A 16005-nucleotide genomic window follows, 5' to 3' on the forward strand; every position below is an offset into this window, starting at 1 on the left:
TCAAAAGTGGGATTGTATTACAGCTTAATTCCAGCTTTTTCTAGGTCTTTTGCAACAACACTACGAGGTAGTGGTACGTAACCGTCTTTTTCTACGATTTGCTGACCTTGCTTAGATAACACGTAACGGATGAATTCACGATCCATTGGTGATAAATCTTTGTTAGGGTGCTTGTTGATGTAAACATATAGGTAGCGAGATAATGGGTAAGTACCATTTGCAGCGTTACCTGCTGTTGCATCAATGTATTTAGTGCCTTTCTTAGAGATTGCTACAGCTTTAACACCTGCAGTCTTGTAACCGATACCTGAGTAACCGATTGCATTAAGGCCTTGAGACACAGATTGAACTACTGAAGCTGAACCCGGTTGCTCGTTTACGTTTGCTTTGAAATCACCTTTACAAAGTGCTTTCTTTTTGAAGTAACCGTAAGTACCTGATACTGAGTTACGACCGTACAACTGGATGTCTTTCTTAGACCAGTTGCCGTCTAAACCAACATCACCCCAACGATTTACGTCGTTACCGCCACATTTCTTAGTTGACGAGAAGATAGAATCGATTTGCTCGATGCTTAAACCTTCAATTGGGTTATCTTTATGTACGAAAACTGCTAATGCATCGATTGCTACACGAATTGCCGTTGGTTGGTAACCGTAATGCTTTTCAAATGCTTCAACTTCGTTAGGCTTCATTTGACGGCTCATTGGACCGAATTGTGAAGTACCTTCAGTTAATGCTGGTGGTGCAGTAGAAGAACCAGCAGCTTGAATTTGGATATTTACGTTAGGGTAAATATGTTTGAACTCTTCAGCCCATAACGTCATCATGTTAGCAAGTGTATCTGAACCCACTGATGATAAATTACCTGAAACACCACTTGTTTTTTCGTACACAGGTAATGTTTTATCAATTGCTGCCATCGATGTTGCTGAAAATACACCAGCTGCAGTAAAGGCAATAGCGCCAACTAGCTGTTTAAGTTTCATTGTAATGCTCCGGTATTATAAGCGTTGTTATTTAAGACACGCTCAGTATCAATTGCTACGATGACAAGTCTATGACCAATATGTGACAGTTGTATGACAATCAACATTTTTGACATTCTTGTTACACCTGCTGCAACCCCGCAAATACTAACTTAAAATACTATTTAAACAGTGACTTATAGAGGCTTACTTTATCTTACCCTAAATACACACTCATTTTTTATTGACGTTATATGACAATCTTTGTTGATTTCAATTAAAAACGGCGCCCAAAACCGATAATTAAATGCTGCCAATTTAAAAAGCCATACTCAGCATATAAATTCCATTCATTTTTCGGCCCGAAGTCATAGTTCATACTCAATGACATATTTTTAGTTTCTTCTTTCGCCAAATCGATATCAAATTTCACATCTTCCATTAAAGGCTCAAGCTCTGTGCCAACAAAGGAGTAATCACCGGTGACATTCTGATCAACACTTTGATGGCTGAATGCTAAAAACCAAGCTAGCTTGTCGGTGCCTACATCAAATCGTTGCCCTACTCTTACTGAAGCAATTTTAGTTTTAATGACACTATCAGTTGTATTAGTGTTGGCTTTCACTATTGCCCCCACGGCCATCACAATTACAGGAGTATCACCAATAATGGGATCTATTTGTCCCGCAAGCACAGTACCGATACCGTAATTTTTAGCGGTATAATTAATAGGAATTGGCAGTACCACGCCATTACAGGCCTCATCACAAGGCAAACCTTCAACATTATCTAACTTAGCCAAGATATCTTTGTTGCCTTCGGTATACCCCAACAAAGCATAGACATTCCAAAACGGTAATATCCACGCATCAATTTTAAGCTGCACACTTCTATCAGAACCTGTAATACTGACATCTTCAGCAGGCACGACGTAATCATTGGGGCCACGAAACCCTAATAAACCACCATCTACTTGAACCTCAAAGTCATTAACAGCGATGTAGTCGGCATCAATGTTGTTATAAAAAAGGCTCACGCCTACGGGGATAGGTAACTCATAGCCTCGCTCAGTCGCTTTATCAGACAATAAGGGTAAACCACTCCAGTGAGAAGGCTTAGTCTGTTGTTGTACCACAGTGTTAACATCGTTGTTGGCATTAGCAGTAAAACTAACACCTGAAAGTAAAACACTGGCCAATAACACCGATTGAGATTTAACTGAGTAATTAAACATAATTCCGAAACAAAAGTAATTAAATGAGGTTCAGCCAAAACAGCTGAGCGAAAGCGTCACAGAGAAAGCGCCTTGATACATATTGTAGAGCATGTTAATGAATTGCGTGATACTTTACGACTTACTCTGAGCGGGGATGTTAACTGCATCACAAGCAGCCTAATCACAGGCAGTTAAAACGATTAGCCTATAAATTAAAAAGCTAACTCGCATTGACATGAGTTGGCTTTATTAAATGAAGTAATACTAGCAATTAATTACTTGTGTTGTTTTTTACAACCAAGTTTATGGGGATAATAAAACTAAAACAGCTGCCTTTATCAAGCTCACTAGTAATGGTTAACTCACTGTAATGATGGCTTAAAGCATGCTTTACAATAGCTAGGCCTAGCCCACTACCGCCCGTCTTACTTGAACGTGCATTATCCACACGATAAAAGCGTTCGGTTAAACGATTAATATGCTGTGGAGCAATACCAAGACCTGTATCAGTCACACTAAATTGGGCGCCTGCTGGTACCATTTCCCAGCGCACAGTCACCTTACCACCAGGCTCGGTATAACGAATCGCATTAGAGATTAAATTTGTGCACGCGCTACGTAATTGTAGCTCGTTACCGTGGCAATCTAAGCCGTCTTCGCAATAAAAAGATAAATCATATTGATCAAGGGCTAGCGCTGAAGCTTCATCTTTTAAGATATCTAACATCGCTCTCATATTGATGGTTTTTTCCAAATCAATATCGGCACCATCTTCGATACGAGACAAAGCTAACAATTGCTCGACCATTGATTGCATACGTCTTGTTTGTTGTTGCATCAGATTCAATGGTTTATGGTTCATGCTGTCTGGCTCTTCCATGCTTTGCATGATTTCTAAATAGCCTTGAAGCACTGTTAGCGGTGTCTTAAGTTCATGGGATACATTCGCTACAAACTCTTTTCGCATCCCTTCTAATTGATTAATTCGTGTGACATCGCGAGCGATTAATAATAATTGCCTGTCACCGTAACTCATTAAGCGGATTTCTAATAAACGCTGCTCTGACACTGGAGATGCCAATTCAAGCGGTTCATTAAATTCACCTTTTTTAAGGTATTCAGAAAAATCTGGGTGACGGATTAAATTATCGATTCTTTGACCATTATCTTGCGGCCAAACAAACCCTAAAATCAGTTGAGCAAGCTTGTTACACCATAGAATATTCAACTCGGAATCTAGTACAACTGCAGCATCAGGCAGTGCTTCTGCACCTTGTCTAAAGCGGCTCAATAACGAAGCGAGTTGGCCGACTCTACGACGGTTTTTACCTTGTAAGCGATAGATACCATTGAAAATACCTTCCCAGCTACCCGTCCCTTGAGGAGGCGTTAATTTTCTGTCTTTCCAAAGCCAAAAATTAAGACGACTAATTTGTCGGTAATGCCATCCTAATAAAAGAATACTGCCGATAATAAGGGTGAGTGCGACTTGATTTATCAATAAGCCGATAAGGGCGAATACAAGCTCAATTCCGAGGAGCCGTAATAGCAAGCGAGATCCTGAATAAGATCGAAACATAAGTAGCCTAAAATTAATGTAAATAATCCAGTTTGCGGATTATTACCTAATTGTTGGTAGGTAAATATTGGCTCACAAGATAGCGTAAAATGAAATCTCTGACCACGACTAATTGTTAAAAAACCACTGAGAGATTGTAAAATACAACAACATACTCCTTATGTCGTTACTCAATGCAATCTACTGCAGTAGTTTTTTATCTGCGGCTTTAAATATTACATTCTGGTCGAAAAACGGTAACCAGCACCACGAACGGTTTGAATTAACTTATCATGCCCAGAGTCTTCAACCGCTTTACGTAAACGACGAATATGTACATCAACAGTTCTGTCTTCTACATAAACATTCGTGCCCCACACATTATCTAATAGCTGTTCACGGCTATAGACACGCTCTGGGTGAGTCATAAAGAAGTGCAGCAATCTAAACTCGGTTGGCCCCATGTCTAGAACCGACTCGCCTACCGAAACGCGATGACTGACAGGATCCAGTAACAATCCTTGCACATCAATGGTTTCTTCTAGACGCGTAGGTGCACTACGACGTAAAACGGCTTTAATACGTGCCACAAGCTCTTTAGGAGAGAAAGGTTTAGTGATGTAATCATCAGCTCCCACTTCTAAGCCTTTTACCTTATCTTCTTCTTCACCGCGAGCAGTTAGCATGATGATAGGAATTTGACGTGTAAATTCATCTTGCTTTAAGCGTTTAGCCAATTGTATGCCACTGCCGCCAGGGAACATCCAATCCAACAGGATGAGATCCGGGTAAGGCTCTTGCAATAGCTCAACGGCTGAATCAAAGTCTTCAGCAGCAGATGTGGTAAAACCATGTTGTTCCATAACAAAGGTCAGCATCTCACGAATGGCTGACTCATCTTCTACAATTAAAATCTTAGCTGTCATAATCTTTTCTGTGTTTAGTAAGCCGCATGAGTATTATTGGTCAGTTTTATTACAGAAATATGATCTTAGCACTCAAAAAAGCTATAAAATCATATTTTTGTCATAAATCTATCATTCTTTTCAATCTAACTTGTTAACAGTGCAACGTATAGAGAGCTAACTCACTATTGCTGCAATAAAAAATAAAGGAGACTAACGCCTCCTTTATTATCAAGAATCTAGCTGAAGCATTGATTAAATGCTTAATTTAGAACTTGTGTTCAATACCTACAGCGAAGTAGCTTTCATCGATAGAGATATCGATAATGTCACCATTGTCTTCTTCTACTGTGCCCATTGAAGTACGGTCAGTGTAGAAAGCGAATAGTTTTGTAGGCTTACCTAACGAGTAATCTGCACCAATTGACCATGAATCACCTTTGTCTTCCATGTCTTGGTATTGTGCTTTTAACGTTACTTCTTGAATTTTGTAAGCTGCACTTAATAAGTAACCATCGATGCTTGAACCGCTATCAACTTTTTCTTCTTGCTGGTACATACCGCCTAATACAAAACCAGCGATTTTACCTTGAACAGTACCACGAACGATGTCGTAACCGGCAACTTCAGAGTCGTAAGCAATTGCAGCATAAACTGGGCTTTTCTTTAGACCAGAATCACCGTACATAGCCGCAATACTGAAACCATCACTTTCTTCTTGCTTGCTATCACCTTCAGCAGCGTAAGTTACACCAACTTGAAAATCACCAAACTTTGGCGTTAAGTAAGTTGCAGTTTGCGCTAGACGGTTTTCACCTTTGAAAAGTGCTTTTAAATCGCCTGAGTAATCGTTAAATAGGTCAACTTTACCTTGTGATTTTTTCAGCATAGTGTCGTTACGACCCACAGCGAAAGAACCAAAGTTACCTTTTAAACCAACAAACTGGTTACGAGCAGTGAAGTTATCTGAACTAGCATTGCCAGTATCAACTTGGTATTCGATAGTGTAAAACGCTTCTAAAGACTCACTTAATTCAAATCCGCCTTTTACACCGAAACGTGATGCATTACTTTGAATTTCAGTTACTGAACCGTCACCTTCGTCATTCGACTGAACTGACACATTCAACTTACCATATACTTCTAGAGGTTCTGCTGCATGGGCAGTTGAAAGCGTAGCAGTGGCAATAGCAGAAGCAACTAACGTTTTATAAAAAGCATTCATCATTTCATCCTTTAGACATATTTTTTGGTGTTTTACACCATTTTTTGTGCTGCTATCAGGTTGGAACAAGCAGATATTTGCTGCCTAATAGCTTGGGAACGATGCGAATAGTGCACGCCTTTTGTTGCAGAAATATTTCAAAAAGCCGAGTTTATTAAGCTAAAGCTAATTCAGCAAAAGCAAAGAACAAACAAGCTGCTGATTTTTAATGGATTTAATTTAAAATTATGAAATATTACAGTTTAATGAATTCTGAATATGGAACAATCAAGCTGCAGTCTTTTGATGGTTTACCCCAGCGCATGGATCCCGTAAACTGCATTTTTAATTTTTGATGAGTGTCTTTTTATGTGGTTTAAAAATCTCACCCTTTATCGTTTCAATAAACCTTTCACTACCGATACCGAGGCACTAGAAACAGCATTAGCTGATTTCACTTTCTCGCCATGTTCTAGCCAAGACATCAGTAAATCTGGATTTTCAAAAGCGTTAGGTAAACAAGGCCATGCATTGGTGCACAGTGCTGAAAATCGCCACCTCATTTGTGTGACCAAAGAAGAAAAGATTCTACCAGGTCAGGTGATTAAAGAAGCTTTAGATGAAAAAGTGGCATTAATAGAAGATCAAGAAAGTCGCAAAGTCACCAAGAAAGAAAAAGATGCGATGAAAGAAGAGATCACTATGACGCTTCTGCCTCGGGCATTTTCTCGTCGCAGTCAAACTCACGCGTTAATCATGCCAGAACTTGAGATGATTCTGGTTGATAGCTCAAGTGCAGCAAAAGCTGAAGAGTTACTCGCATTATTACGTAAAGCGCTCGGTAGCTTACCAGTTATACCACTTCACTTTACTACGCCAATTGAAACCACATTAACTGAATGGTTACGCAATGGTTCATCGCCACAGCCATTTGAAATGCAAGATGAAGCAGAACTTAAGTCAGATTCAGATGAAGGTGGTATCGTGCGCTTTAAACAGCAGGTACTGCAAGAAGATGAAGTGCTAGCACACCTTGCTACAGGTAAGCAGGTGCACAAGTTAGCGCTACATTTTGGCCAATCTATCGCATTTTTATTGCAATCAGACGCCAGCGTGAAGCGTCTTAAATTCTCAGAAGAATTCAGAGCGGCAACTGATGATGTTGGCACTGAAGATCCTTTAGCCAAATTAGATGCTGACTTCGCACTAATGGGCGGAGAGCTTGTTGCCTTTATCAATGCATTACAACAAGCATTAGGCCCAATAGAAGAGAATATCTAAATGACTTCCCCTGCTTGGATAACAAGCAGCGGTTAAGATTATTGATACATAAAAAAGCCCTCAACGCATCCGCATTGAGGGCTTTTAACAATTAATAACTAGATGAATTTACCTGCATCATCAAATGGCCAATCAATACCAAGCCAAGCTTTTAAGAATGCTTTTTGCGCATTAGTCGGATTAGACACACCTTCAATCGCTAAGTCACCTTTAGGTTGCTCTTCTAGTGTCAGTGAAACTTGAGTTAACTTATCATTATTAAAAATAGTCAGTTCAATTTCGTCACCTGCGTTAAAGTCTTCTAAACGCTTTTTGAACCCAGCTGTAGTCACTTTTAATCCATTAACCGCAATAATTTCATTGCCCGCCACAATACCCGCCAGCCATGCAGGGCTGTTACGTGTCACATGAGCAAGCGTGAGATCGTTATGCTGACCAGTTAATGTAAGACCGCTGTAAACGGTCGCTTTTTCACTGTCGCCATAAGATAAGACCAATCCAGCTTGAGCCAGTAATGAGTCAAACTCTAAACTAAATGGTGATGTAATATGTGACTGCCACCAAGGTTGATAATCTTTACCAGAAAGCGATGCTAATATGTTTTTCACATCATCAACGTTATACCCTTTAGGTAACTTGAAGTCTTGATATAACTTACGATGAACATCACGATAAGAATGAGCAAGCTCAGTGTCTGCTAACAGGTTAAAATCTAAAGATAAAGAAGCTAAATAACCTTCAGAATAAATATTAACACCATGGTTAATGGCATAATCGCCACCTGTATTAGTCCATTCATTCAAGCTAGCTTCAGCAACAGATTGAATTTCCCGCCCAGGTTTGTTGAGATTTCTATCAATACGTTTTGCTAAATCAGCAAAAAACTCTTTTGGCGTAATAACGTCAGCACGAAGCAATAATTGATTTTGGAAATAACTGGTTGAGCCTTCGGCCATCCACAATAACTCAGTCATGCTTGCCTTTTGATAGTCGTAAGGTACTAACCCTTCAGGACGGTAGGCTTTCACATTCCATGTATGGATAAACTCATGTGATGCTGTACTAATGAAGCGTAAGTAATCCTTTCGCTCACGAAAGTTAAACCTTGGCAGTTGAATAATGGTCGAATTTAAGTGCTCAGTTGCACCACGTGCGCCACTGGTAGCGTGGATCATGTAGACGTAACGTTCAAAAGGATAATCATCCCATATGACTTCCGCTGTGCTACTGATTTTTGTTAGGTCTGTAACGATCTGTTCAGCGTCATAGTTACCTTCCCCCCAAAAAACCACTTCATAATCACGTCCATCAGCTTCAAAGCTGTAGTGTGTGTTTACTCCAGTTTCGATTGGAGAATCGATCAATACATCATAATTATCAGCAACAAAAGAGTGCTTACTACGTCCTGATTCCATTCCTGAATAACTTTGCCAGCCTTTAGGCACCGTCATAGAAACATTCACCTTATCTTGGCGAAACTCGGGGCTATACATAAATACGCCACTGGCATCTAAATAAGCATGGGATTCATCAATATGGCGAACACGAGTTCCTAAATCATTAGCGTAAAGCTGATAACTCACATTGACCTCTGTCGGCTCTTGTAGCTCAATCGTCCACTCACCTGTTGCAGTTCTCTGCCAATTTAGTGCATTACCATCGTCATCTGTCGCCTTAAACAAACGCACACCATCTGCAAGTGGAAGCACTGCATATTTACCAGTACGCCAAACCGGTAAATTTACTGTAAGCGTATCTGCAGATGACTCGGGAAAGGTCACATTCACTTTTGCAAGGTGATGTTGTGGTTGAGTGAGATCAATCTGATATTGCACTTCAGCCAGGGTAGAAGCTGAAAAAAATATCCCTGCGGTAAAAATAGCCAGTTTTGAGACTTTCACTATCGATTCCTTCTGTTATTATTCTTGTTATATTTTTACACGCTGTAGTTAAGCGTTTTCAACATCATATAGATTTGTTGTAATAAATATTACATTAAATGAGGTGGCATTATAACAAGAGCTTATTGTAGGCTCACCCACTTCCAACAAAAGCTTACAAAATAATAAGGTCACTGTTCTTACATGCGAAAATTGATACCAAACTGCTTGGCCTTTATTTTATTAATAATTTCAATTCCGGCATTAGCAATCGATCCACAAGAACGTGAAATTGAATTCAATGAAACACCGCAAGCGCTATTTGACCAACTATTAGTTCGAACACAATTTCCGCTTTCATTCAATAACCGCCAAGAATTTGAGTTAATAGCAAAAGAACTCAAATATACGCCAGATGAATTACAAGCAGACCTCGAAACTTTGGCTCGTTTGTATATGGAAACGGTTGTCAGAACACCAAATAAAACTGAAAACTCTCGTTTATTGACTCAACAGTTAGAATCAATTGCAGTAACCCCAATGCAAGAAGCGATGATATTGCTACTTGAAGCAAGATTTCGCGGTATTGAAGATCAACAGTACAAACAATCCATTATTTTATTTAAAGAAGCTTTGAAGAAAATTGCTTCAATACGTGATGAGCACAGCCTCACCTTACAATTTGTTTTACATGGCGGTTTAAGCAGCCTTCACGCCATATTAAAGCAAGATACCCAAGCCTTATATCATTATAAAAATTATCGAGAAATTGCTTACCAGCTGCGAAATGACTATTTTATTGCCCAATCTGAAACCGCTATTGGTAAATATTACACTGGTAAAAACCAGCTAGCGAAAGCGCTGCAACATCATAGCGAAGCCTATCGAATTTCCAATCGATTGAATTACCCAGTAATTCAAGCTCACGCTCAATTTCAGCTTTCAAGGGCTTATCGTGATTTAGGCCAATGGGATGAAGCATTAAAAAATGCAAATGAAGCTGCCATTAGCTTTCAGGAGTTAGGACATGAAGCCTTACAGTCTAATGCCATGACAGTCATCGCCATGGTGTACGGCAACCAAAAACAATGGAATAAAGCCATTGATTATTATTTAAATGCACAACAGCTCGATAAAAAAAATAATCAGGTTATTAGCCAAGGACTAAATTTCCATAATATTGGCGAAGCGTACATGTATCTAGACAACTACCCGTCTTCTGTCAGTTATTTGAAAATGGCCAACGAGATTTTTAAAAGCCGTAGAGTCATGCATTATTTGGTATACAACGAGTTGCTGTTTGCTGAAGTGATGTCAAAACAAGCCTTATGGGAAGAAACGATTACTCATGCCAAGGCCGCGCTAGTCATTGCAGAAGAAAAGCAACTTATTGATGCGCAAAAAGAGGCCCTTTCTTTTCTTTCCAAAGCTTACCGCGGGATAAAAGATGATTCCTCAGCGCTTGAAATGATGGATAAGCTTGTAGCGATAGATAATGAACAGCAAGAAAATATTGTGGATGAAGCGGTAAACTCAAACCTGAATGAAGAAAAGCTCAAATTTGAAATAAACGTTTACCAAAACAAGTTAAATGGCTATATCAAGAGCAGTAAAGATCAGCAAATGGCGATTATCATTCTACTGGCCGCTATCTTTATTTTGTCGTTTGTGTGGTTATATAGCTTAAAAAGAATTAATACATTAAAACAAAAACAACAGTCATTAACCGCCAAAGTTATTCAAGACCCACTCACCGAAGTAAAGGGCTACAGAGGGATGCTTGACTGCATGTCCACTGGCACATCGCCTAAAACCATTGCCTTAGTTAATATCAAAGCACTTACCGATTTAGATATTGACTTTGGGCTATCGGAATCAAAATTAATTACAGAAAGCTTAATCCAGCAATTTGAGAAAGACCTTCCAGCTTGTGTTTATGTCATTAAGCCAGGCGAATTTGCTTTTTGCTTTAAAGAAACATTCACAGCTAATGAAACACTCAAAAAGATTGAGGCAAGTTTGGCTTCGCAAGATTTAGCAATCAATACCAATATTCCTAATTACTCGGTAGTAAAACATGACCCCCTTGAATGCATCATGGGTCATATTAATCTCCCTTTATTGGCGAACCCTAATTTACGCCTTACCAACGACCTTCAGTTTGAAACAGTACAATATGCCCTTGCAGCAGCAAAAACCATTGATAAAGGTAGTACTTACGTCAGTATACGTACACTGAACTTTGCTCCAGCAGCCATCTTTTTCAAACCTTTATATTTAAACCTTACTCATGCATTGCAAAGAGGCATTATCAGAGCTGAAAGTAATAGACCTATCGCTGAGATAAAATGGCCTACAAATTAACCAATAAACACAAACATCATTAATCTTTCGTCCACAGCGGCCGATATAGGTATATAGTTAATAATATTATTTCTATAAAAATACCAAATACAGTATTATAAACGTCACTAATCAATCAAATAGGTGATTGATGTTGTTAGTTATTTGATTGATTTAGGAAGCTCATAAGCATGAAAGATTCTTCGACGGCAGTGTCACAAGTTTCACTTTTGAAACAGAAACTAAACTCTGCCAAGTTGGCGCTTGAAGAAATCCATAAGGATCGTAATGAAAAATTACGCACCCTAATTCAATTTTTAGGTCATTTAAGCCTTGCCTGTAAAGGTCAAAATCTAGAACTTGATAATCGATTAGCCAAGCTAAGACATCATTTACAAGGTTATGATCAAATTGATGAGGCCTTGCCTGAGCTCGTTGAAATTGAGCGCCTATTAAAAGGCCAATACAATCATACAATGACTCAACTTGAAGAAAGCCGTACCAGTCTTTCTCGAGTTATCAGCCAAATTCAACGTGTAGACTCCGCCCCAGAAGAAATTAAAAAAGAAATTAATTACTTCAAAAAAGATCTCAATAAACCGATTCATACCATTTGGGAGTACATCCCTAAAGTTGAACAAGTCATCGGCTTTTACGAGCATATTTTACAAAAGCAATTTGCAGGTACTGATGAACACGTTATTTTGCCTCAGCACCTTATTTTAGCCAAAGAGCTAGCCCAAAAAATTTCTGAGATAGAATTTAGAAAAGAACAGCGTGATCAAATTTTGGTCATGAAAGAAGTATTAATGGGTGATATTAAACTCAATACCCTGCTTGAGTCGTATCAAACAATATTAAGCCTTTTACTCAATAACATCGCACGTGAAAAAACAGCGTCCCAAGACTTTTTATATGCTTTGAATGATGCCATTAGTGTCGTTAGAGATGTGGTAAGTAACACGGCTAATAACAATGAACGTTCACAGCAAATAAAAAGCCAGCTGAACAAAGAGATTAACTTACGTGTTGACAATGCCGATGGCATTTTAATTGAGTCAGATGATTTAAACGCATTAAAGACAGCGCTGACAATTCAATTATCTTCGCTTAAAGATGCGCTAAGCCGTAAAGAAGCATTGGAAAACAGAGAGCAAACACTGCTCAGAAAATCCATTGAGTCAATGCGAAAAGAATTAACCAGTATTACCAAAGAGGCAAATAGTTATAAAGAAAAACTATTTGAACATCAAAAACTTAATTTACTTGATCCATTAACACAATTGCCTAACAGAACCGCACTTGAGGATAGAATGGAGCAAGAATTTCGCAACCATAAGCGTTTTAATGCACCGCTTTGGGTTGCTGTTACTGACATAGATTACTTTAAATCAGTCAATGATAACTTTGGTCACAGCACCGGTGATAAAACATTGCAGGTCATTGCTATGGCGCTAAAAAACTCATTGCGAGAAAGCGAGTTTGTCGCACGATACGGCGGTGAAGAATTTGTTTTATTACTTCCAGAAGTCAATGAAGACAATATTGGTTTATTATTAAATCGTGTCAGAGAAAAAATTAAGAACATTCCATTTAAATTTAAAAATCAGCGAATTACAGTTACATTATCAATAGGTGCTGCGCAAGTAATGGAAAATGAACGTATCGAAGAAACCTTTGAACGTGCCGATGCAGCCCTATACAAAGCCAAACACAATGGCAGAGATAGAGTCGTAATCGATATCTAACCTTCGATGCAACTCATCTCAAGAGGAGTTGCATATGATAGTAAAAATAAGCCCTCGCGGAAGTTTAGATCAACTTTCACAAATGGAAGTTAATCGACTCAAACAAAGCGCTAAGAGTGATTTATACCAACTACTTCGAAACTGCGCCCTTGCAGTGCTTGCCTCAGGATTACAAAGTGATAATTCTGAGGCCCTATTTGATAAATACACCAATTTTGACATCAATGTACTCCAGCGCGAACGAGGCTTATTAATTGAATTGATTAATCCGCCAGAGCAAGCATTTGTTGATGGCGAGATTATCGCAGGAATTCAAGAGCATCTTTTCGCCGTTCTTCGAGACATCGTCTATATCGACAATAAATACGACAATCTCAAACACATCAATCTTACTAATGCGAGCCATATCACCAATGTTGTGTTCGATATTTTACGCAACGCAAGAGTCATCTCACCGATGAAAGATCCTAATGTCGTCGTTTGTTGGGGAGGCCATAGTATCAATCCTATTGAATATCAATATACCCGTGAAGTGGGCTATGAACTTGGGCTACGTGGACTCGACATTTGTACAGGTTGCGGCCCTGGAGCAATGGAAGGACCAATGAAGGGAGCAGCCATTGGTCATGCTAAGCAAAGGGTTAATAACGCTCGTTATATTGGCTTAACTGAGCCAAGTATCATCGCCGCAGAGCCGCCAAATCAAATTGTTAATGAGCTAGTGATTTTACCCGACATAGAAAAACGCTTAGAAGCCTTTGTGAGGCTAGGCCATGGTATTGTTATCTTCCCTGGTGGTGCGGGTACAGCCGAAGAACTGCTTTATATTTTAGGTATCTTACTTAACAATGCTAACCAATCCTTACCCTTCCCTTTGATACTCACAGGTCCCATTGAGAGTGCCGATTACTTTACCGAGATCGATGCGTTTATTGGGGCCACTTTAGGACCTGACGCTCAAGCTAAATACCAAATCATTATCGATGATCCCGTCAAAGTAGGACAAATCATGAAACAAGGTATGCAAGCCGTTAAAAACAGCCGCAAAGAATTGGGCGATGCATATCAATATCAATGGTCTTTAAAAATAGAGCCCGAGTTTCAGCTACCATTCGATCCGACCCATGAAGTGATGCAAAACCTGCATTTATATTTCCAGCCTAATAAGGCCGAGCTAGCAGCAACCCTTCGACGTGCTTTTTCAGGGATAGTCGCTGGCAATGTGAAAGGAGACACCATAAAGCTCATTGAAGAGCTAGGCCCCTTTGAGATCCGCGGTGACAAACAATTAATGATGATGATGGATAAACTGCTCAATGCATTTGTTAGCCAGCAACGAATGAAATTACCAGGCAGTGCATACGTGCCTTGCTATCGCATAATGAATAAAACGGAAAATGAAACGGAATCCCAATAGGGTTCCGTCAATATCTGTCGCTTTAATGGTGGTGATTGTTTAACAAAACGTTAAATAGCTATATGATTAGTCATCATAAATTAAAACTGAATTTAATCACCTATATGGTGAGCTAAAACTATTCAATCTAACGTGGGCTCACTTGAGCCTTACCACCAGCAACGAAAATAAACATGAACAAACTGTTGATCATTGATGGTCTGAACCTTGTTAGACGTATTCATGCAGTACTACCAGATGAAAATGATATTGCCAGCGTCAAAGAACGTACGTTAGCCGCAGCCAAAAAACTGTTAGTTCACCATGAGCCCAGCCATGCGATTGTCGTCTGGGATGGTGATGAAGAATCTTGGCGAAAACAGTTATACCCTGATTATAAAAAAGGACGTAAGCCGATGCCTACGCCTTTAAAATCGGGATTAGCCGATATTAAAGCGGCGCTTTCTGAAGCACATATACATTCTCATGACGCCGTCTCAGAAGCAGATGATGTCATCGCTACCCTAGCGACTAAAATCACTGAAAATAAAGGTAAAGCAATTATCGTCTCTACTGATAAAGGTTTCAGCCAAATCATTGATGACAATATCGTCATATGGGATCACTTCAAACAACAATATTTCGATTTAACTGAATACGAAAAAAAGCTTGCTGTACAACAAAGTCAGATACTTGATTTTATCGCGCTAGCTGGAGACAGCGGCAATAAAGTACCTGGGATAGCAGGTATTGGGCCGAAGTCAGCAGCCGATTTATTAAATAAGTTCAGAAGCTTAGCAAACCTATACAAGTCCATTGATAACTTAGGTGCAAAACAAGCGCAAAAGCTCATTGATGGTAAAGACATGGCGAGAGTGAGTTACAAGTTAGCCCAATTACAATGTCATATGCCCCTCAATATCAATCTCAAACAATTCAGAGTCATTAGCAATAGCGAAAGGAATACCTAAGCAAATGAATTCAAAAATGTCCTTTACCATCGCCTCCATGTTCATTGCCTACATCGTCTTCGCAATTGCCGTTGTGATGGTGTATGAACCGAAACCAGAAGATAGAAGTTGGCAAGAAAGACAAGAGTTTAATCACAATATGCTCAGTGAAATCAATATAGGCCAGCCTATTGAGAACATTAGAAAATTAATGGGTCGAGCGGACTTTACCGAAGCGAAAGCAACTGACAACGCTAACTTTCAGATCATGTTTTATCGAACCCATCATGTTAAATCTGACGGCATCACTACTAAAGATGAGTGCACGCCATTGTTATTTAAAGATGGAAAATTGATTGCGTGGGGACAAGAGACTTACGATCAGTTTTTACAAATTCCCATTTTAAATAATGTCATCCCAGCTTCTCCCCCTGCAGTCGCCGAAACAGATTCTGATGACCATAAGACCCCTTTATCAGAAGGTGAAAAGTAATCTGATAATTGCCCCTAATATCTCAGTTTTAAAACGAGAATTCGACTGTCAGCCTATTGAGCC

The 16005-nt window shown here is 39.4% G+C and carries 12 protein-coding genes; 6 read left to right on the top strand and 6 right to left on the bottom strand.

Annotated features, from left to right (window positions below; translation table 11 throughout):
• Positions 1 to 17: 17 nt before the first annotated feature.
• The 5 genes from SJ2017_RS14610 to SJ2017_RS14630 all read right to left on the bottom strand — a co-directional run bounded on the left by SJ2017_RS14610 (position 18) and on the right by SJ2017_RS14630 (position 5875).
• Positions 18 to 989 (bottom strand): PstS family phosphate ABC transporter substrate-binding protein, encoded by a 972-nt coding sequence (locus tag SJ2017_RS14610; RefSeq protein WP_055026437.1) that lies wholly within the window; start codon positions 987 to 989, stop codon positions 18 to 20.
• 256 nt (positions 990 to 1245) lie between these two features.
• Entirely contained in the window at positions 1246 to 2202 is a 957-nt protein-coding gene (locus SJ2017_RS14615; protein ID WP_080916214.1) for a hypothetical protein, read from the bottom strand.
• A 253-nt stretch (positions 2203 to 2455) separates the two neighbouring features.
• Positions 2456 to 3763: a phosphate regulon sensor histidine kinase PhoR gene (phoR, locus tag SJ2017_RS14620; protein ID WP_080916215.1), complete on the bottom strand. Its 1308-nt coding sequence runs from the start codon at positions 3761 to 3763 to the stop codon at positions 2456 to 2458.
• 215 nt (positions 3764 to 3978) lie between these two features.
• Entirely contained in the window at positions 3979 to 4668 is a 690-nt protein-coding gene (phoB, locus tag SJ2017_RS14625) for a phosphate regulon transcriptional regulator PhoB (protein ID WP_055026434.1), read from the bottom strand.
• A gap of 247 nt (positions 4669 to 4915) precedes the next feature.
• Positions 4916 to 5875 carry a porin gene (locus SJ2017_RS14630; RefSeq protein ID WP_055026433.1) on the bottom strand — a complete coding sequence of 320 codons (960 nt, stop codon included), beginning with the start codon at positions 5873 to 5875 and terminating at the stop codon, positions 4916 to 4918.
• Between the two features lie 345 nt (positions 5876 to 6220).
• Here SJ2017_RS14630 and rdgC point away from each other — a divergent pair, with 345 nt between their 5' ends.
• The gene (gene rdgC / locus SJ2017_RS14635) at positions 6221 to 7132 is read left to right on the top strand and encodes a recombination-associated protein RdgC (RefSeq protein WP_080916216.1); all 912 of its coding nucleotides are present in this window, start codon (positions 6221 to 6223) and stop codon (positions 7130 to 7132) included.
• Between the two features lie 98 nt (positions 7133 to 7230).
• Here rdgC and SJ2017_RS14640 read toward each other — a convergent pair whose 3' ends face one another.
• Positions 7231 to 9033: a M61 family metallopeptidase gene (locus tag SJ2017_RS14640; protein WP_080916217.1), complete on the bottom strand. Its 1803-nt coding sequence runs from the start codon at positions 9031 to 9033 to the stop codon at positions 7231 to 7233.
• A 183-nt stretch (positions 9034 to 9216) separates the two neighbouring features.
• Between SJ2017_RS14640 and SJ2017_RS14645 the strand changes: the two genes are divergently transcribed.
• From SJ2017_RS14645 to SJ2017_RS14665, 5 genes are all read left to right on the top strand, one after another.
• Entirely contained in the window at positions 9217 to 11376 is a 2160-nt protein-coding gene (locus tag SJ2017_RS14645) for a tetratricopeptide repeat protein (protein ID WP_080916218.1), read from the top strand.
• 170 nt (positions 11377 to 11546) lie between these two features.
• Positions 11547 to 13103, top strand: a complete 1557-nt coding sequence (locus SJ2017_RS14650) for a GGDEF domain-containing protein (protein WP_080916219.1) — start codon at positions 11547 to 11549, stop codon at positions 13101 to 13103.
• Positions 13104 to 13137: 34 nt separating this feature from the next.
• A complete protein-coding gene (gene ppnN, locus SJ2017_RS14655; protein WP_080916220.1) occupies positions 13138 to 14520 on the top strand; it encodes a nucleotide 5'-monophosphate nucleosidase PpnN in 1383 nt (460 codons plus the stop codon).
• Between the two features lie 173 nt (positions 14521 to 14693).
• A complete protein-coding gene (xni, locus tag SJ2017_RS14660; protein ID WP_080916221.1) occupies positions 14694 to 15470 on the top strand; it encodes a flap endonuclease Xni in 777 nt (258 codons plus the stop codon).
• Between the two features lie 4 nt (positions 15471 to 15474).
• Positions 15475 to 15942 (top strand): DUF3192 domain-containing protein, encoded by a 468-nt coding sequence (locus tag SJ2017_RS14665; protein WP_080916222.1) that lies wholly within the window; start codon positions 15475 to 15477, stop codon positions 15940 to 15942.
• Positions 15943 to 16005 lie beyond the last annotated feature (63 nt).

Origin of the sequence: Shewanella japonica, assembly GCF_002075795.1 — a bacterium.
Lineage (GTDB): Bacteria > Pseudomonadota > Gammaproteobacteria > Enterobacterales > Shewanellaceae > Shewanella > Shewanella japonica.